The sequence below is a fragment of the Geothrix mesophila genome, assembly GCF_022808835.1.
Taxonomy (GTDB): Bacteria; Acidobacteriota; Holophagae; order Holophagales; family Holophagaceae; genus Geothrix; species Geothrix paludis.
Map to the genome: position 1 here is coordinate 298,173 of NZ_JAKZLD010000003.1, position 17,050 is coordinate 315,222.

The following is a 17,050-nucleotide window of genomic DNA, read 5'->3' on the forward strand; positions in this document are numbered from 1 at the left end:
GCGAGCCAGGGGGAACGGGGGGCTGGGTCGGGCCTCACCTGATGGCATACCAGGGGGAGGTCCCGGCGCCGTCCGGATTGCCCTGGTCGGGGTACAGCTTGCCCTTCTCGATCCTGAACCAGGATACGGTTCCAGCCCCATCGGGGTGGCCAACATCGGGGTACACCTTGTCGCCGCGAACGGAGAACCAGGGCCTCGTTCCCACGCCCTCGGGATGGCCGACATCGGGGTAGAGCTTCCCGTCCCGCAGGGAGAAATAGGGCGAGGGGTTCATCCCGTAGGGATGCCCCTGGTCAGGGAACAACCTTTCCATGTCGAGCCTCCAGATGCTGTGGCCCTACGATGGGAGGTAATCGGACCGTCCGCAACCACTTGGTGGGTGGAACGGAGCCTCAAGCCGCATCAGGCGACCCGAACATCGGCTTGGTGCGGCCAAGATGGTGGCAAGCCGGGAGGACGGAACGGCGCCGGAGGGCGCGGGCCGGTGCGGCCGGAGTCCAGGTTGAGTGGAGGCTCAGGCCTGTCGGACGATATCAACCGAGATCTCCACCGCCTGGATGGTTCCCCGGTTCTCCAGCCAGTGGGTCGTGTTCCGATCCTCCGGCCAGCCCACGCCCGGCCCATAGTCCGTGGCGACGCCATTCCGATGGTCGGTGATCGTTCCCTGCAGGATGTAGACGGTGCCGGGTCGGTCCTTGTGATCGTGGATCGGGCCGAAGACCCCTCCGGGCTCGATGGTCACCATGCGCATTCGAAGCTGGCGCCCCGCCATGCCCTCGATCTCGGGGCCGAGGTCGACCGAGGCGAGGTGTTTCACCGTGACGCCCTTCGTCTCCGGCCCAGCCTGTTCGTGGTCCATCGTGTCCTCCCTTCTGCCCTGTCGGGATCTGACGAATGAAGGTAACCGGACACGCTTGCACCGGGGCGACGAGTGGAGGCGTCCGGATGGATGTTTCGTGCTTTTCCACGAGGCCGCGGGTGGCTATAGCAACTTTCGATAGACGATAAAACCGGACCTCTCGGCCAGGCTGTCATAGAGCTTCATCGCCGCGGTGTTGGTTTCCTGGGTCTGCCAATACACGCGCTTGATTCCCGCGCCCCGGGCAAAGTCGTACACAGCCTGGATGAGCGCACGGCCCACGCCCTGACCTCGCGAGGCCTCGACGGTAAACAGGTCTTGAAGGTAGCAGTTCGGAACCATCTGAATGGTGCTTCGATGAAGGAGGAAATGCGCCAGGCCAAGCAACTCGCCAGACCTCTCTGCGACAAGCGCATGCATGGGTTCATAGGGGTCGAAGAACCGCGACCAGGTCATCCGGGTGATGTCCGGCGCCAACGCCGTTCGCCCTGTTCGACCATAAAAGGCGTTGTACCCTTCCCAGAGGGCCGACCAGGCATCGAAATCGCCCTTCTCCACAGCTCTAATCCGAATGGGGTCGGTCAAGGCGGACTCCCGAAAATTCAGGAATGCGGCATGCACTCCTGCCATTCATGTAGCGGCCGGATGGGTGAAGCCAACCGGATCCGACCTGCGCAGAGGTGACGTTCGCCGTCGAGAAAGCTAGGCCAGGCGCTCCGGAATCGGCTTGAGCTTGTAGATCTCATGGAAGAAGAGATCCGCCTTGTGCTGGTCTTCGCAGAAGTTGGTGACTTCTTTGATCTTCCCGTCCTCGAACCGGAAGACGAGGCACCACATCAGGTCGAGACCCGACCCCGCCGTGCTCCACCCACGGTGGTGATCCACCACAAAATCGCCCTGTTCCACCACGACGATGGGCTGAGCCTGGAATCCGGCCTTGGCAAGCTGGTCAAAGAAGGCGAGAACCTCGCTGATTCCGCGCTTGTCACCCGCGAGAGGATGGTGACCCGGAATGCGCCAGATGATGTCTTCGGACATGGCATCCTTCACGGCCGAGACATTCTTGCTTGCGTAGGCCGCGAAGAAATCCTGGATTTTGGACAGGTTCGACATGTGCACTCCGTGAGGAAAGGGGGACGCGGCCTCGCGTCCAGGTTAAGGCTGCGGGCCGGCAGGGACATCGGTCTTCAACGAAGGGTCAGGCGCCCGCGCGCCCTTGGCGCCGCAGGACGACATGCGTGGCCTTCTCCGACGCCACGAACGCCGCGCATTCGTATCCCAGAGCCCGCGCGTCGACCCCGTCGAACAGTGATTCCCCACTGCCGAGCAGGACTGGCGCGATCGCAAGGTGCAGTTCATCAATGAGGCCCTCGCGAAGGTACTGCCGGATGGTGCTCGGCCCACCGCCGATCCGCACGTCCCTTCCTGCGGCGGCCTCGCGGGCACGGTCGAGCGCCTCGCGAATGCCCCCCGTGATGAAGTGGAACGTCGTGCCGCCCGCCATCTCGATGGGAGAACGAGCGTGATGGGTCAGGATGAAGGCTGGAACGTGATACGGCGGATTGTCCCCCCACCAGCCCTTCCAGGTTGTGTCCGCCCAGTCCCCGCGAATGGGTCCGAACATGTTCCTCCCGAGAATCCAGGCCCCGACATTCTGAAAGCCGCGTGCGGCGAAGTCATCGTCAACCCCGGTCGTGCCGCCGTCCTTGCCGAACAAGGCCCGCTGGAACGTGCGCGTCGGGACAAGCCACTGGTGCAGCTCCGTCCCGCCCATGCCGAGCGGATGGTCGAGGTCTTGATCCGGACCCGCTCCGTATCCGTCGAGCGAAATGGTGAAGCCCTCAACGCGAACGCGTGTCATCGGTCGCCTCCGTGTAGACGCCTGACGAATGAAGCCGAATGGCCCTGCCTGCGCCGAGGCGCTGATCGGAGCCGAGGAAGCGATAGGACGAGAGGGGGCGGAAGGCCATGCAAGCGGGGTCCGAGGTGAGCGAGGAGTTAGGCCGATAGGTGCCGGTGCGCCGTTAGGACTGCGGGTCGAACCCGAAGACGCGTAGCTCCTGGTCACAGCGGCAGGCCTTGGCGATCCGTGCGGCCCAGGCGATGGCCTCCTCGCGAGAGGGCAGGTCGAGCACCGTGAACCCACCATCGAGCCTGGGCGCCCAGGGGTAGCCGCCCATGGCGACCGAGCCATCGGCCGAAATGAGCACTGGCGGCACCTCTTCATCGATGCCACCGCCAAAAATGTAAACGCCGGCGGCCTTTGCCTCTTCAATCACCGCATGCGCATCGTGGCCGACCGCTTCCAACTCGTCGCTCGGAACGACCATCGCAGCACTGGGGAAGGAGATCAGGTATTTGGCCATGGTGCTCCGCGCCTGGATCGAGCATGGCTTGAAAGATTGCCAGAGACCTCACGAAAGAATCTAGCTGGACCCTCTATGCATCGATGCGCTGAGCGGAGCCGAGGAAGCTAGAAGCTGAGAGAGAGCGGAAGGCAATGCAGGCGGGGTCCGAGTTGAGCGGAGGGTTAGGCCGACGCGAGTTTAGCGAGTGTTTTTCGTAGACCGTTGTAGGACATGCCGACAAGGCCAAGGCTTGGGTGATTCTGGAATCCAGAATGCTTGGCCTCGGCAGCCAGAAGAGCCTGCTGTGCGTGGTGTGTTGCCTTAGCAGACTCACCCAGCGCTGAATAAATCAACGCATAAGAAGCGTGAAATCTGAAATGGTTGAGTGGGAAGGCTAAGTCAGAGGCTCTGGAGGCAAGAACCGACAATGCTTCGTTGAAGGATTTAGCCAACCCTTGAGTTGCGACAAAGAAAGGGAATTCGACATAGGCATTTGTTTTGTAATGAGGGAACTCCGCCTCACGAGAGATTGCAAGAAGAAAGGAGGCCACAGCATTGTCGAAATCGTTTAGGGAAACCCAGGAGTGAGCCTGGTTCAGGTAGGCACCCGCACGAAAGATGTTTTCCGGAAATTCGAAGTACTGGTCAAGTAGGCCAAGGGCTACCCGAGGATGGGTGTCAGCCAGCATGCCGGCTTGGATATTCAGGTACTGAGGTTTGTCTTTAGCTCGTTTCAGCTTGGCGTTAAATCGCTCCTCAATTTCCGGAGTCCAGTCTGTATTCCTGAACCAATCTGAAGAAGTCATTGGTCGGCGGCCTAACGAATGAAGCTAACCGGCCCCGCCTGGACCGAGGCGAGGAGCGGAGCCGAGGAAGCGAGAAGCTGAGAGAGAGCGGAAGGCAATGCAGACGGGGTCCGACTTGAGCGAGAGGTTAGGCGGGGACGACACATTGTCATTGAGTGTTTTGGGGAGCCAAATCACGAAGTAGCGATGAAAAAGAAAGCGAGCGCGATGAGTAGGCATAGGGGGGAGAACAACCAAGTATCCCACCTGGCGAAGGAAGTGGCACGATCGCGCTTGAAGAAGCCAATCAGACGGAATTCACCGATAGCTCGGAGGAGAAAGACAAGACCGATAGCGATACTTGCCCAATGAGCAGGTGAACCGGGAAACGAAGATAAGAGGAAATACCCTCGGAGTATGGCAACGCCGGCGGCGATCGCTAGGGCTAGAGCAACGGCGATTGTACTGAGACGTGAAGGTATGAAAGCCGGTTTGCCATTGGTTTCGGGAACCGCATTACGCTTACCCCAAGAACCACCGGCTGCCCAGTAGATGTGTAGGCCAGCCAGGAAGAGCAGCGTGGATGCGAGAACCGCTGGGACCATGGTTTGACGCCCTTCAGTGACGCCTAACGAAAGAAGCTAACCGGCCCCGCCTGCACCGAGGCGATGAGCGGAGCCGAGGAAGCGAGTGGATGAGAGAGAGCGAAAGGCAATGCAGGCGGGGTCTGAGTTGAGCGGAGGGTTAGGCGCATCAAGTAGGAACCTTGATGGTGCTACTGGTTTAAAGGAGACCTTTGTGTTGCTGCCAGTGTTTGTACTTTTGCATGAGCCAGGTTTTGAATTTTGTCGCATCTTTGCCCTTACCACCGATGCTCAATTCAGCGGGTTTGGCTGAAGCCCAGAATTCTTTGGGGGACGGTGCGTTCTGAACCTCATCGAAGAGGTTGGTAGATTTCCAATCGTAAACAGTGAATATCAAATCCTTCTTTTCGGAAATGAAGGTGTAGATACCTGAAATTTTATAGCGATCAGCTTCAGATGGGGGACCAAATACTTCAACCAAAAATAGAGGTGCTAAATCGACTCTCACGATCAAATGTGTCTGATTGATATCGGCTGATTGATCTCTACGAAACGGCTGCTGTGCGAGCGAGACCACTGGAACCATGGCGAACAGTAGTGCGGTTGGCGTGATTCTCACGGGATGCGCCTAACGAAAGGAGCTAACCGGCCCAACCGCAGCCGGACGTTGAGAGGGGAATGGAAATCCCAACCAAGACGGGAGAGCGGAAGGCAAGGGCGGTTGGGTCCGAGTTGAGCTGAAGGTTAGGCCGAGACGCCCGTTCTGACGTGACATGAACCGAGGCGACGGGAAAACCGAGCGGAGATTGGAAAGAACGACTTGGGGCTTGCCACCATGAACGCACGCGCGCCACGAAAGCCCAAGCAGAACGGCCGAACAGGCGAATTTGCAGGCCGAACGGGAACCAGCCAGGCCAGCGATTCGAGGCCTAACGAATGAAGCTAACCGGACCCGCCTGCACCGAGGCGACGAGCGAAGCCGAGGAAGCGAGAAGTTGAGAGAGAGCGAAAGGCAATGCAGGCGGGGTCCGAGTTGAGCCGAGGGTTAGGCCGACGGGATAGGCTTATGGTTCTTTCTGGCCAAAGAGGCTGACCACAATCAGTAGGACGGACATGAGGAACATTACGAAGGCAATCCAGATTGCGGAAATACGCGAGGCGGTTGGGGAGTTCAGGTGGGCCAAAGGATTTATCACTCTGGTGACAGGGAATCGATCTCGGTAGTTCTCAACCCATTCGTATACGGATTTGGATCTGGAGAACAGGAACCAGGACCCGGCGAAAAGCAGAACGCCGAGGATGAAAATCAGAATTCTCTGAAGCAGCTCTGGCATTGAACCTTTGTGGGTTGGGAGGCCTAACGAAAGGAGCTAACCGGCCCAACCGCAGCCGGACGTTGAGAGGGGAACGGAAACCCCAACCAAGACGGGAGAGCGGAAGGCAAGGGCGGTTGGGTCCGAGTTGAGCTGAAGGTTAGGCCGAGACGCCCGTTCTGACATGACATGAACCGAGGCGACGGGAAAACTAAGCGGAGGTTGGAAAGAGCGACGAAGGACTTGCGACCATGAACGCACGCCCACCAGGAAACTCAAAGCAGAACGGCCGAACAGGCGAATTGGCCGGCTGAACGGAATGCAGCCAGGCCTGCTGTTCGAGGCCTAACGAATGAAGCTAACCGGACCCGCCTGCACCGAGACGATGAGCGGAGTCGAGGAAGCGAGATGTTGAGAGAGAACGGAAGGCAATGCAGGCGGGGTCCGAGTTGAGCTGAGGGTTAGGGCGCTGATCACTTCAGGGCCTCAATTCCGCTCGGAAGACGAGGATTTTGTACGAGCTTCCATTTAGAGGATGCAAACGAATCCTCGTACACCTGACCCCGTTCTGTTTTCACATAGACCAAATCGAACTCATGGTCATCGGTGGGGACATAGATAAGGGCCTTCTGGCCGATAAGCGATTGATTTGGAAGAGCAAAGTTCTGATCGAGAGTCGCTCTCCCGGCGATTGAAATCGTACGATTGGAAAGATCGAGATCCTTTGGGTACCTGGCGTAATTGATTAGGAAGTGGAAGAGCATTGGTTCGATGTCATTAGGGAATGTGATGCGGAATTGAGTTGAATTGACCGAGGTGGATTCGACGGTGAAGGTGGAGTGGAAGCGCCCGCTGTAAAGAACCTGGAAATCTCGCAGTATTTTTTCGAGTTCAGCTGCACCCCAACCTGAAGAGATGAGGAGTTTGTCATTGGCTGGATTGGGAACGAATTGTGGTCGAGATGAAGACTGTAGTGAGCGACCAAACAGAGCCAATGCGCCCACCCCGACAATGACTATCCCGAGGATCCAGGCTTTTGTTGGAATGTTCATGCGTGAGCCCTAACGAATGAAGCTAACCGGACCCGCCTGCGCCGAGGCGACGAGCGGAGCCGAGAAAGCAGGGAGTTGAGAGAGAGCGGAAGACAATGCAGGCGGGGTCCGAGTTGAGCTAAGGGTTAGGCGCTTGATGAAAGCTATTCAAGGTTTTTCAACCAAACAATTGCTGAATCAACATCACTGAGGAAGCCCCGGGCAAACTCCGGGGACACTGAATCGGTGGAATCGGATTCAGAGGCGATGGGCTCACCCATGGCCTTTTGGTATGCATGGTATGCCGAGATCCCTTCTCCGTTCTTTAGATACCGAAGTGCCCAAATGGCTAGCAGCTTAGATTTCTGATGGTCGGACAAGATGTACTCCGAGCGCCTAACGAATGAAGCTAACCGGCCCCGCCTGCGCAGAGGCGCTGAGCGGAGCCGAGGAAGCGAGACGAAGAGAAAGAGCGGAAGGCAATGCAGGCGGGGTCCGAGTTGAGCGGAGGGTTAGGGCGCGAACCGGACACATGGGTTAATACCCCAACCTTACCGACTCAGCCGATTCAAAGCCGGAGGAATAGATTGCCCCAGGAATGTCGGACTGAAAATCAGCGTGGCCAGACTCTAGGACGAGGTGGCCGTGCTCGAAGCCTTTAACGGTATTCAGGTGGGAATACATACCGACGAACTGGTTTGACTGATCGAAAACGAGGAGACGGTTCGTTGCCCGACATGAGCTGCCCCAGGTGGTGCTGAACAGAACAAGGTGAACGGGTTTGGCTGATTGAGTGAGACCAAGGTATTTGAACTCTTGATCGTGGAACTCGCCCTTGGCCCATAGCGGAACCTTGGTTGATTGGAGGTTCTGCCAGAGCGATTGGACTAACGGCTTTGGACCGACAAACCTTCGAATTGAAGCGCCATCACTGCAATCACGGACTTGCTGACCTCGTGCGGGCACGAGCGAGCACCCCAGCAGGCAGAGTGAAGCAAGGATCGAGAGAGAGGACATCGAGCGCCCTAACGATTGGAGCTAACCGGCCCCGCCTGCACCGAGGCGCTGAGCGGAGCCGAGGAAGCGAGATGTTGAGAGAGAGCGAATGAAACTGCAGGCGGGGTCCGAGTTGAGCTGAGGGTTAGGCTCATTTACTAATGTTTAAGAATGGTTTGAATTTATCTTTTGCCAACTTGGGTTGCTCCATGAACCACCTCGTGTGCTCGGCAATAGTGTCGCAAACCTCTTTGTGGTTGTAGTCCGGAGGAGGTGGCGGCTGATAGATGTCTCGGTACTGTGCATTAGCGGAGTGAAGAAGGTTTGCATGTGAAAAGAGTTCATCAAGATATTCTCGGATTAGAGGCGGAAAGACGAAATCGGCCTCTGCTGTTGCACTATAGAATCCGAACATTTCGGACAATTCTGGTTTTACATCGCGGTTAATTTCAGCGATGAAATTGTGACTCTCTTGGTAGATTTTAAGCCTGCGCTCGTATCTATCTAGATTCATTTTCAACTTAGTCGCACGCCATTGCTGCCATGCAATGTAGGTTGTGATGATGGCGATGAGTGGCGTGAGAAGGCCTTGAGCGATTTGCAACCAACAGGGCATTGGACCTCCTTTGGGAGAGCCTAACGAATGAAGCTAACCGGACCCGCCTGCACCGAGGCGACGAGCGGAGCCGAGGACGCGAGAAGCTGAGAGAGAGCGGAAGACAATGCAGGCGGGGTCCGAGTTGAGCGGAGGGTTAGGCCGCCATCGGGGTTTGCTTTGCCAGCAAGGATCGAAGAACAAGTGTCTGAATGACTGTTACGGCATTGGAGGTAGCCCAGTAAACACCAATGGCCGAAGGTAAAGCCGCGATAAAGAACACTGAAACAAGAACTGATACCACCAGCATTACAATCATAGAAGTATTCGCGGTGGCGCCAGGCATAAGTGCGGAACCAAGAAGCATAAGAGCGCCGACAAGCAAAGTAATAACAAAGTCAGGTTTTGAAAGCGTTGAGACCCAAAGGAATTTAGAGTTGAACATTGCTCGCTTGAGGCACTGAAAGACTCCAATACCAAAAATCCCTTGTGAACCAATATTCAGAATGGAAACCTTATCGAAAAATTTGATCCCGTTTTCGCGATGGAGAGCCATTGTTCGGGCTGCTAATTCCGACGGGTTCTCTTTGAATTTCTTGCGCAGATCATCTAACTCAGGCTTGATGCGATCGAGGGCCTCTTTATTCTTCTGTGCCCTGTATGCCGCGGTAAGAGAAATAGGCATCATTACGACACGAGCAGCTATGGTCAGAGCGATGATCGAAACTGCCTCTGAGAAGCCAAGGTGCACCGTTAGAAAATTAAGCGATCCCTGTAGGAATTGTGTCCACATCGACCATAGTTCCATCTTCGACCCCTTGTTGGTTGGAAGTGAATTGGTAGCGGATTGTGCCTTGATGGCAGACTCGCGGGGAATTCTATCCAGGCCCACTGAGATTCAAAGGAATTTCCGGTGAGTGGTGGGTCTGAACCGGCCAATGGCATTGGGGGCAGAAGCGGCCTAACGAATGAAGCTAACCGGCCCCGCCTGCACCGAGGCGCTGAGCGGAGCCGAGGAAGCGAGAAGTTGAGAGAGAGCGGAAGGCAATGCAGGCGGGGTCCGAGTTGAGCGGAGGGTTAGGGAGTTTCAGCGACATTCTTAGCAATTGTATTTAGAGAATCAATTATGCCACCCAGCTTCGTGAGATGAGGATCTTGTGGGATGTTTGCGCCAAGATACGGCCTTAGATCTATGTGGTTCTCCTCTTTAACTCGTTGACCGTTGAACTCGTAATCAGCTGTGACAGAGAAAGTATGCGGCATGGTTGGAGATTCCTTACTGTTTGCGAATACTTTGAATCCCTGTGCGAGTGTGAAAACGATTTCAGAGCCTGGTGGGAACGAATCAATTGGTTGAGTAAATGCATTGAACGTCGTTAGGTCATGATCTTTCGCAGACTCTCCGTACTTATGAAATGGCTTATCCAAGGTGAGTCTGAGATTCATCGCGGAGGTTTTCCCTTGGTTTGAAATTCGTAAATAGAAGGTCGGGCTGTCGAGCGTGAGCCCAGGAGCAATAACGACATAAGGACGAGTCATAGCAACGGCCTGTTCTCGCATTGCTTCTACAACCTTCTCGTTGGCGCGGAGGATTTTGTATGTCACCCAAGCGTAAAAGGCTGTGATAACCGCCAGGACACCTGTAAGTATTTCGATGACCATTGGTAGAACTCCCTAACGAATGAAGCTAACCGGACCCGCCTGCGTCGAGGCACTGAGCGGAGCCGAGGAAGCAGGGAGATGAGATAGAGCGGAAGGCGATGCAGGCGGGGTCCGAGTTGAGCTAAGGGTTAGGCCGAGGGGGCTATAGCTGGATTGCCCAGTAGCCCTGGATTATTCGCAGCAAACGAACGGAATCGGCGAATGGTAGCAGCAGTCTTGCGAAAACTGTCTTATCTGCTCGAACCTCGCCGCCAAATAGTGAAACAAAGTGTTCGCATCGGAGCCGATTTACATTTGAGTCGAAAGATTTGAACACAAAGTCAGCTACAAAGTGGCCTTCGGGGAGTGAGTAACCGAGGTTGAGGCTGTGTTGGCTATCTACGCCAAAGAACCGAACTTGATGCCACTGTTCTTGGAGCCTGCCTGGCCGATAGGGGATCCCTGTTGTCTCGAACAGCTGAATGATCTGGTCCTGGTTCATGGCGAGGCCTAACGAATGAAGCTAACCGGCACCGCCTGCGCCGAGGCGCTGAGCGAAGCCGTGATAGCGAAACGAAGAGAAAGAGCGGAAGACAATGCAGGCGGGGTCCGAGTTGAGCTAGGGGTTAGCCGCTACCGACCAGCGACCTGACGTCTTTGATTGAGTCTGAAATTCGGATTGCTTGTTGGCGGAAAGTACGAAGAGAGAGAATCAAATTGCTGAAGATTCGTCGTTCGTTTTCCATCTCGGGGTCTTTGTCGAACGTGAGATCAAAATACTTTCGATAATCTTCCACTGTTTGATTCAAAAGATTGAGCCGAAGATGAATTTCAACCAAAGAGCTTTGTAATTTCTTATCAAGATAATTCAGGGTCGAAAATCTCGAGACCAGTATTGGCGTACCGTAAGTTTTCAAAGCAGGGGTTGATTCTGGTTTGGCCCGTGCGGATTGGACTACCAGTTCAATATTTTCGTCTGACAATCTCAACATTTGGGTGATGGCGTCAATGGTTTTTGAAACCCCTTCCTTGTCAATTAATTCAGATAGATGACTTTTGACCCACTCTAAACTCGATCTGGAAGATGTGCCTTGATTACAGTCAATAAGGTACACGGCCGAAGCTAGCTGAAATCTAAGCTCATCTAGCTCTCTGAGAATAGTTGAACGAACCTCTTCTGCTTCTCTGCGTCGCTGAATCGTGCCAACGATCAGTGGGCTAAACAAGCCAAACAGCCAGCCGAGGATCAGAAATAGGATGTTTTCTATTGGTCCTGGCATATTGGTGATCCCCAAGAGGGCGGCGGCTAACGAAGGAAGCTAACCGGACCCGCCTGCGCCGAGGCGCTGAGCGGAGCCGAGGTAGCGAGAAGGTGAGAGAGAGCGGTGGGCAACGCAGGCGGGGTCCGAGTTGAGCGCAAGGTTAGGATCATGGGGCGGACACCGGATGAGATGCATCTTTTAGATCTGATTCATCGATGAGGCGCTTTATGCGTTCAAGCGAAGCAGGTTTTTCCGAAGGGTTTGCCTTTGCATAATTCATCAACTCCAGTCCGATATTTTTTATTAACCAAGCTTCACCAGTGGCAGGCTCGTAGCTCATACCATAATATTTTTGTTGGTATCCAAAATAATAAATGGACCCATCCATTACTGAGTGTGTGATTTCTTGTTCCGGGTATTTAGTATGTTTTAGAATGGTTTTCCAGATTTTATTAATAATTGTGTAATAATCCGGAGATAGTGTGTTCTTAGAGTGTTGTATAACAAATTGCTGCCGAAGTGATTGTTTAGATCTTGGCAGGGTGGCTTCGGTATAGTGAACTGTAAATTGTGGGCCATCCTTGGTTGAAATATCAGGTACGAATTCCCATGTTACATATGTTGCAGATAGCTTTTTACCGGAAAGAACTAACATCCAGAAATCTGCGTTCTTGCCAATAAGGGATTCAATTTGATTGAGCTCACAAAAGGTAGAAATTGGCACCGGTTCTGGGAAATTCCATGCTGACTGACTAATCAATGGCGTTATGGATTGGACCGCTGCAAGCAGGGCAATCGATCGATGGATTTCCATGTGAGCGATCCTAACGAATGAAGCTAACCGGACCCGCCTGCACCGAGGCGCTGAGCGGAGCCGAGGTAGCGGAATGTTGAGAGAGAGCGAAAGGCAATGCAGGCGGGGTCCGAGTTGAGCTAAGGGTTAGGCGCATGGAAGGTTGGCTTTCTGGCAGTATTTCATGAATTTTTTCACTGAGCAGTAATGCCGGCAATCGAATCGAATCTCTTGACCATCTTTTAGGTGGATAGCAATCCCGCGGATGCTGAAATCGATGTGTGGCTTGATTAATTCGATGTCTGAGGTGTGAATTTGATAAGCCTGTGACCCCTTGGTTTGAGTGATTCCATGTTCACTAATGATGATGAGATTGTGCTTTCGATTGAGGATGCCATGGACCGCGAAGAGAGAGAGCGCACAGCCAAACAATGCGAGCAAAGCCATTAAGATATGGAAGGTTTTCATGGCAATCATGATGCCCACTGGAAACCAGATAAAGAACAGGCCCCCAACAAGAGCGGCGATGAACAGGGATGCCCTGGGTTTGATCTCCACGTGTGGCGCCTAACGAATGAAGCTAACCGGCCACGCCTGCACCGAGGCGCTGAGCGGAGCCGAGGAAGCGAGAAGTTGAGAGAGAGCGGCGGGCAATGCAGGCGGGGTCCGAGTTGAGCTAGGGGTTAGGTTGCTAGATAACTATGGACCTTTTCACTAAAGGCCGGAAGTTGCTCGAGCGACGTATAGAGCCACACAAGGAAGGTGCCTATGTGGTTCGGATCAGCTTGGGGCGGCATACCGTTGACCTTGATACCAATACCAGGTGTGCCCCAATCGTTTTCCATTGGCTGAATGGATTCTACGCGACCCCATGGGATGAGAATGGCGGGCACATTTTGAAAGAAATGGATGCCAGAGACTCGGAGGAGCAACCCTTCTTGGCAGACGAGAAGGTTGATATACAGATGAAAATCTCTAGTGAACCTGCCGGCCGGAACGCCGAGAAATTCTGCGTAACCGATTTCGCCGACAGTGGCCCAGATTTCATTCAACTCGAAGTTGGCCGGGGTGGAATTGAGTTCGGGTAATAAGTCGGAATAGCTAAGCCAGAGTTTCCTTGGCCGACCAATATAATCACGCCACATCCCCCAGATGAAGAAACCGAGGATTGCGGCGAAGAGGATGATTCCGAACCAAGTGCTCAATATCGATCCTTCAAGGGAATGGATGGCAACCTAACGAATGGAGCTAACCGGACCCGCCTGCACCGAAGCGCTGAGCGGAGCCGAGGAAGCGAGATGCTGAGAGAGAGCGAAAGACAATGCAGGCGGGGTCCGAGTTGAGCTAGGGGTTAGGCCGAGCTTCGAGAAAGCTATCGAAGTTCAGGAAGGGCGCTCTGCAAGGTCGAAATCAATGTTGATAAGCACGAGCCGATAATTTTGATCTGTCTCTTGGGGTCTTCAGCTGAACGAATGACCACATTGAGGCCATCGTCAACCACGGCGATTTCATAGATTGGATGGGAACCTGCGTAGATGGTGTGCACCTTGTCGCTCATTAAACACTCCTGTGGTTGGTGAAGAGGCCTAACGAAGGAAGCTAACCGGACCCGCCTGCGCCGAGGCGATGAGCGGAGCCGAGGAAGCGGGAAGTTGAGAGAGAGCGGAGGACAATGCAGGCGGGGTCCGAGTTGAGCTAAGGGTTAGGGCGATCAATCGTAGTCAGCGGCTATATCACACCATTGAACGCCATCTTGGATTGAACTCTTGCAGCGCACCTCGTGCACAACCCCGTCTTCGTGGGAGTAGGTGACGCGGTACTGGCGTTTATCATTCCTTAAAAAGAACCAACCTGAAGCAAATGGCGTCCAAATGACTTGAACATTCACCCAGCCCTTGGCCTTGGCTGCTTCCTGAATAGAATCCTTGTCAAAAAAATGTAGGCCGACACGAATACCGAGACAGACAAGGAAAACGATGGCGGTGGATAGGTACATGGATTCCTGGAGTCGCTGAGGATGTTCGGAGCCCTAACGAAAGAAGCTAACCGGCCCCGCCTGCACCGAGGCGTTGGACGGAGCCGAGGAAGCGGAATGTTGAGAGAGAGCGAAAGGCAATGCAGGCGGGGTCCGAGTTGAGCTAAGGGTTAGGCGCCGCGAGTAGGAAATTCAGTAACGATGTCACGTAGCTGTCTCAGCATTGGCGGGAAATAGGTTTGATCGATAGTGAAGCCAAATTCTAATCGATTGCCAATTCCGGCACGATCAAGGGCATGACCTGCTACTTCGATCCCGCCCCTGCCATCACCAGTTAGCGATACTTCAATCTGGCCTTCAATTGTTTCGAATTTGGCTTGTCCGGTTAGAGATTTGTAGAGCTGTTCCATCGGACTTATGAACGATTCGAAATCCTGGGGCGTAAGACAAAGCGGGAATGTACCAGTGAACGAACCGACAGAAATTTCAATTCTGGCTACGAGCCAGTTGTCATCAAAGGCCTCTCCAATCGGCGCTCTCTCATAATCGAGAACGACAATAGAAAGCCGATCATGCTCCTGCGATCCGATAGTGAGTGTCTTCAAGGTGGCGCCTAACGAATGAAGCTAACCGGACCCGCCTGCACCGAGGCGCTGAGCGGAGCCGGGATAGCAAAGTGCTGAGAGAGAACGGAAGGTAATGCAGGCGGGGTCCGGGTTGAGCGAGAGGTTAGGCTGATGATCGTTATTCGAGTTGTTCGCTCCTGGTAATCCTCGGTTCATCACCTGGAATGAGCCTGAGTCGAAAATTATTAGCCTCGCCTTTTCTAATCTCAATTTCCGATTCGCCAGGATTTTCATTAAACACTTTATTTTTTGCATCAACCGATGCCATATATTTACCTGGTGCTAGAAAAAACTCTACCATTTCTTCTGGTTTCAACACCGCAACAGGTTTCTTGTTTATGAACACAATCAGATTAAGCCCACTTCCCATAAACCCAGAGTCGCGAATTATAAGCACCTTCTCGGTTCTTGAATCGTTAGGGGTTGCGAGGTCTTGGGCAAGAATTCGTTCTTGAGGGACGGGTTTCGCGAGTTGCTTTCGTACAGAGGTCGTGGGAAGGGCGCATCCAACAGAACAGAGCATTAGCGTAGCCATGATCGCTTGTTTCATCGTGCCACCTCATGCGATTGCGTTGGAATGAAGCCTAACGAATGAAGCTAACCGGCCCCGCCTGCACCGAGGCGCTGAACGGAGCCGAGGAAGACGGGACAAGAGAAAGAGCGGAAGGCAATGCAGGCGGGGTCCGAGTTGAGCTAAGGGTTAGGCGGTTCGGTGTGGAAATAGAAAAACGGAGAGCATAATCACTGCAAGCACGGTCGCGAGGTAAGCATAGACCAGAAGGTCAGGTTTTAACCTATTACCGATTGCTTCGAAATTAGGGGTGAGTGATTTTGAGTGAGATAAAACAGTCGTATCCACGATATAGATCGCTATCGCCACCGAGACTAAATGAAGGACGATCTGGGAGGCAGGCGGAAGGTGAAAAACCTTGAACTCAATCCAGGCAACAAGAAGCAACAAAGGCAGGAGAAGTGAAGTATAGAATTGCATCGTCGAAAAATGGAATTTTACTTGAGTATCGAAATCTGAAACGAATGCTCGACGTCGCATGAACCACCAATACAAGTAGCACCCAGCGATCTGGATCCTATTAGCCTTGATTTTGGGGGTTCTGGTGCGCATTAGGCGCCTCCTTGGAAGGCAAACCAGCACGAGATATGTTCTTGGGCTTCATGTAGTGAGTTTAGTATGTGAAAACAGTGAGATGCGACAGAGGTGCAAGGAGGTTTGAGGTCAGGTACAAGAACGACAGGGGAGCCAGCTCCGAACGCCGCTAGCGCACCATTTTCACTGTCCTCGAATGCAAGACAATTAGCAGGGCTCATTCCGAGTCGTGCAGCTGCTAGTTGGTAAAGCGACGGATCCGGCTTTCCTTTGGATACTTCATCTCCACCCGATAAGGCCTGAAAGAATTCGAGCACCCCAACGGCAGCGAGACGCTCACGAATCTCCGAGACCTTCGAAGAGGATGCCACCGCACAGGGAACGCCCTTCGTTCGAAGTGACAAGAGAAGTTCAAATGCCCCGGGTTTTAGGGGAAAGCGTATATCTGGGGGTGCCATTTCAAGAAGTTCCGATACCTTTTCGGAAACTTGATGAAAAGTTGATTGACTGCCAAGACGTGAAATGAGAATCCAGTCAGAGTCGACAGTGGTCTGTCCGATAACCGGCAAATAATCAGAAGGACGGAAGTCGATTCCATAGTGTTTGGCCGCGCCAATCCAAGCCTTCATCGTCGCTCGCTCGGAGTCGATGAGTAGCCCGTCCATGTCGAAGATTGCCGCGCTGAACATGCCGGAGGCGCCTAACGAATGAAGCTAACCGGCCCCGCCTGCACCGAGGCGCTAAGCGGAGCCGAGATAGCGAGAAGTTGAGAGAGGGCGAAAGGCAATGCAGGCGGGGTCCGAGTTGAGCTGAGGGTTAGGCCGATGACTGGCTTTTGATTTTCTTGTAGTAAAGATAAATCACTGCGGGACGAATGTAGAGCTGCATTGATAGGGCCGGAATCAGCAGCAGCCAATGGGAAGCTTTGGGAAACCAGAACCCCAGAATGACAGCCATGGTGATTGCAGGGAGAAGGCCCGCCAGGCCTGACACTGCATGAATGATTTCGGCGTAATCGGTCAAGCCGAACTTCGCGTAATAGTCCTTCGAGAGGAACCAAGGCGGGTGCTGAAAATCCCTCCAGCCGTAGATCGGTTCATCTGCCATGTGAGCGAGGCCTAACTTTAAATTGGACGA

General features: G+C 53.9%; 24 protein-coding genes. All 24 read right to left on the bottom strand.

Features of this window, described 5'->3' with window-relative positions:
* Nucleotides 1–34: 34 nt before the first annotated feature.
* The 24 genes from MLG87_RS11325 to MLG87_RS11435 all read right to left on the bottom strand — a co-directional run bounded on the left by MLG87_RS11325 (nt 35) and on the right by MLG87_RS11435 (nt 17,020).
* Nucleotides 35–313, bottom strand: a complete 279-nt coding sequence (locus MLG87_RS11325) for a hypothetical protein (protein ID WP_243295278.1) — start codon at nt 311–313, stop codon at nt 35–37.
* Nucleotides 314–514: 201 nt separating this feature from the next.
* Nucleotides 515–859 (bottom strand): cupin domain-containing protein, encoded by a 345-nt coding sequence (locus tag MLG87_RS11330; protein WP_243295279.1) that lies wholly within the window; start codon nt 857–859, stop codon nt 515–517.
* Between the two features lie 123 nt (nt 860–982).
* Nucleotides 983–1,444: a GNAT family N-acetyltransferase gene (locus tag MLG87_RS11335; protein ID WP_243295280.1), complete on the bottom strand. Its 462-nt coding sequence runs from the start codon at nt 1,442–1,444 to the stop codon at nt 983–985.
* Nucleotides 1,445–1,561: 117 nt separating this feature from the next.
* The gene (locus MLG87_RS11340; RefSeq protein ID WP_243295281.1) at nt 1,562–1,972 is read right to left on the bottom strand and encodes a nuclear transport factor 2 family protein; all 411 of its coding nucleotides are present in this window, start codon (nt 1,970–1,972) and stop codon (nt 1,562–1,564) included.
* Nucleotides 1,973–2,057: 85 nt separating this feature from the next.
* Nucleotides 2,058–2,720 carry a dihydrofolate reductase family protein gene (locus tag MLG87_RS11345; protein ID WP_243295282.1) on the bottom strand — a complete coding sequence of 221 codons (663 nt, stop codon included), beginning with the start codon at nt 2,718–2,720 and terminating at the stop codon, nt 2,058–2,060.
* A 163-nt stretch (nt 2,721–2,883) separates the two neighbouring features.
* Nucleotides 2,884–3,225, bottom strand: a complete 342-nt coding sequence (locus MLG87_RS11350; protein ID WP_243295283.1) for a YciI family protein — start codon at nt 3,223–3,225, stop codon at nt 2,884–2,886.
* A gap of 164 nt (nt 3,226–3,389) precedes the next feature.
* A complete protein-coding gene (locus MLG87_RS11355; RefSeq protein WP_243295284.1) occupies nt 3,390–4,013 on the bottom strand; it encodes a hypothetical protein in 624 nt (207 codons plus the stop codon).
* Between the two features lie 173 nt (nt 4,014–4,186).
* Nucleotides 4,187–4,597, bottom strand: coding sequence for a DUF3995 domain-containing protein (locus MLG87_RS16385; protein WP_425250890.1), 411 nt, complete (start codon nt 4,595–4,597; stop codon nt 4,187–4,189).
* Nucleotides 4,598–4,775: 178 nt separating this feature from the next.
* Nucleotides 4,776–5,195 (bottom strand): hypothetical protein, encoded by a 420-nt coding sequence (locus MLG87_RS11360; RefSeq protein ID WP_243295285.1) that lies wholly within the window; start codon nt 5,193–5,195, stop codon nt 4,776–4,778.
* A 1,167-nt stretch (nt 5,196–6,362) separates the two neighbouring features.
* Nucleotides 6,363–6,941 carry a hypothetical protein gene (locus tag MLG87_RS11365; protein WP_243295286.1) on the bottom strand — a complete coding sequence of 193 codons (579 nt, stop codon included), beginning with the start codon at nt 6,939–6,941 and terminating at the stop codon, nt 6,363–6,365.
* Between the two features lie 1,126 nt (nt 6,942–8,067).
* Entirely contained in the window at nt 8,068–8,532 is a 465-nt protein-coding gene (locus tag MLG87_RS11370) for a hypothetical protein (protein ID WP_243295287.1), read from the bottom strand.
* A gap of 136 nt (nt 8,533–8,668) precedes the next feature.
* On the bottom strand, nt 8,669–9,319 hold the full coding sequence (locus MLG87_RS11375) for a YidC/Oxa1 family membrane protein insertase (RefSeq protein ID WP_243295288.1): 651 nt from the start codon (nt 9,317–9,319) through the stop codon (nt 8,669–8,671).
* 269 nt (nt 9,320–9,588) lie between these two features.
* The gene (locus MLG87_RS11380) at nt 9,589–10,173 is read right to left on the bottom strand and encodes a hypothetical protein (protein ID WP_243295289.1); all 585 of its coding nucleotides are present in this window, start codon (nt 10,171–10,173) and stop codon (nt 9,589–9,591) included.
* A gap of 605 nt (nt 10,174–10,778) precedes the next feature.
* Nucleotides 10,779–11,432: a hypothetical protein gene (locus tag MLG87_RS11385; protein ID WP_243295290.1), complete on the bottom strand. Its 654-nt coding sequence runs from the start codon at nt 11,430–11,432 to the stop codon at nt 10,779–10,781.
* Between the two features lie 148 nt (nt 11,433–11,580).
* Nucleotides 11,581–12,228, bottom strand: a complete 648-nt coding sequence (locus MLG87_RS11390) for a hypothetical protein (protein ID WP_243295291.1) — start codon at nt 12,226–12,228, stop codon at nt 11,581–11,583.
* Between the two features lie 126 nt (nt 12,229–12,354).
* Nucleotides 12,355–12,765, bottom strand: a complete 411-nt coding sequence (locus MLG87_RS11395) for a hypothetical protein (RefSeq protein WP_243295292.1) — start codon at nt 12,763–12,765, stop codon at nt 12,355–12,357.
* A gap of 125 nt (nt 12,766–12,890) precedes the next feature.
* Nucleotides 12,891–13,412, bottom strand: coding sequence for an autophagy-related protein 27 (locus MLG87_RS11400; RefSeq protein WP_243295293.1), 522 nt, complete (start codon nt 13,410–13,412; stop codon nt 12,891–12,893).
* Between the two features lie 167 nt (nt 13,413–13,579).
* A complete protein-coding gene (locus tag MLG87_RS11405) occupies nt 13,580–13,765 on the bottom strand; it encodes a hypothetical protein (protein WP_243295294.1) in 186 nt (61 codons plus the stop codon).
* Between the two features lie 153 nt (nt 13,766–13,918).
* Nucleotides 13,919–14,203, bottom strand: coding sequence for a hypothetical protein (locus tag MLG87_RS11410; protein WP_243295295.1), 285 nt, complete (start codon nt 14,201–14,203; stop codon nt 13,919–13,921).
* Between the two features lie 149 nt (nt 14,204–14,352).
* Nucleotides 14,353–14,787, bottom strand: coding sequence for a WapI family immunity protein (locus MLG87_RS11415; RefSeq protein ID WP_243295296.1), 435 nt, complete (start codon nt 14,785–14,787; stop codon nt 14,353–14,355).
* Nucleotides 14,788–14,926: 139 nt separating this feature from the next.
* A complete protein-coding gene (locus tag MLG87_RS11420; RefSeq protein ID WP_243295297.1) occupies nt 14,927–15,358 on the bottom strand; it encodes a hypothetical protein in 432 nt (143 codons plus the stop codon).
* Nucleotides 15,359–15,508: 150 nt separating this feature from the next.
* Complete coding sequence (locus MLG87_RS11425) at nt 15,509–15,931, bottom strand: hypothetical protein (protein ID WP_243295298.1); 423 nt, start codon at nt 15,929–15,931, stop codon at nt 15,509–15,511.
* Complete coding sequence (locus tag MLG87_RS11430; protein ID WP_243295299.1) at nt 15,931–16,602, bottom strand: HAD family hydrolase; 672 nt, start codon at nt 16,600–16,602, stop codon at nt 15,931–15,933. The genes MLG87_RS11425 and MLG87_RS11430 overlap by 1 nt, the downstream gene beginning before the upstream one ends.
* A 127-nt stretch (nt 16,603–16,729) precedes the next feature.
* On the bottom strand, nt 16,730–17,020 hold the full coding sequence (locus MLG87_RS11435) for a hypothetical protein (protein ID WP_243295300.1): 291 nt from the start codon (nt 17,018–17,020) through the stop codon (nt 16,730–16,732).
* Nucleotides 17,021–17,050 lie beyond the last annotated feature (30 nt).

Coding starts and splice junctions, on each gene's coding strand:
- MLG87_RS11325 (WP_243295278.1), bottom strand. CDS start 313: ATGGAAAGGTTGTTCCCTGACCAGGGGCATCCCTACGGGATGAACCCC.
- MLG87_RS11330 (WP_243295279.1), bottom strand. CDS start 859: ATGGACCACGAACAGGCTGGGCCGGAGACGAAGGGCGTCACGGTGAAA.
- MLG87_RS11340 (WP_243295281.1), bottom strand. CDS start 1,972: ATGTCGAACCTGTCCAAAATCCAGGATTTCTTCGCGGCCTACGCAAGC.
- MLG87_RS11345 (WP_243295282.1), bottom strand. CDS start 2,720: ATGACACGCGTTCGCGTTGAGGGCTTCACCATTTCGCTCGACGGATAC.
- MLG87_RS11350 (WP_243295283.1), bottom strand. CDS start 3,225: ATGGCCAAATACCTGATCTCCTTCCCCAGTGCTGCGATGGTCGTTCCG.
- MLG87_RS11355 (WP_243295284.1), bottom strand. CDS start 4,013: ATGACTTCTTCAGATTGGTTCAGGAATACAGACTGGACTCCGGAAATT.
- MLG87_RS16385 (WP_425250890.1), bottom strand. CDS start 4,597: ATGGTCCCAGCGGTTCTCGCATCCACGCTGCTCTTCCTGGCTGGCCTA.
- MLG87_RS11365 (WP_243295286.1), bottom strand. CDS start 6,941: ATGAACATTCCAACAAAAGCCTGGATCCTCGGGATAGTCATTGTCGGG.
- MLG87_RS11370 (WP_243295287.1), bottom strand. CDS start 8,532: ATGCCCTGTTGGTTGCAAATCGCTCAAGGCCTTCTCACGCCACTCATC.
- MLG87_RS11375 (WP_243295288.1), bottom strand. CDS start 9,319: ATGGAACTATGGTCGATGTGGACACAATTCCTACAGGGATCGCTTAAT.
- MLG87_RS11380 (WP_243295289.1), bottom strand. CDS start 10,173: ATGGTCATCGAAATACTTACAGGTGTCCTGGCGGTTATCACAGCCTTT.
- MLG87_RS11385 (WP_243295290.1), bottom strand. CDS start 11,432: ATGCCAGGACCAATAGAAAACATCCTATTTCTGATCCTCGGCTGGCTG.
- MLG87_RS11390 (WP_243295291.1), bottom strand. CDS start 12,228: ATGGAAATCCATCGATCGATTGCCCTGCTTGCAGCGGTCCAATCCATA.
- MLG87_RS11405 (WP_243295294.1), bottom strand. CDS start 13,765: ATGAGCGACAAGGTGCACACCATCTACGCAGGTTCCCATCCAATCTAT.
- MLG87_RS11410 (WP_243295295.1), bottom strand. CDS start 14,203: ATGTACCTATCCACCGCCATCGTTTTCCTTGTCTGTCTCGGTATTCGT.
- MLG87_RS11420 (WP_243295297.1), bottom strand. CDS start 15,358: ATGAAACAAGCGATCATGGCTACGCTAATGCTCTGTTCTGTTGGATGC.
- MLG87_RS11425 (WP_243295298.1), bottom strand. CDS start 15,931: ATGCGCACCAGAACCCCCAAAATCAAGGCTAATAGGATCCAGATCGCT.
- MLG87_RS11430 (WP_243295299.1), bottom strand. CDS start 16,602: ATGTTCAGCGCGGCAATCTTCGACATGGACGGGCTACTCATCGACTCC.
- MLG87_RS11435 (WP_243295300.1), bottom strand. CDS start 17,020: ATGGCAGATGAACCGATCTACGGCTGGAGGGATTTTCAGCACCCGCCT.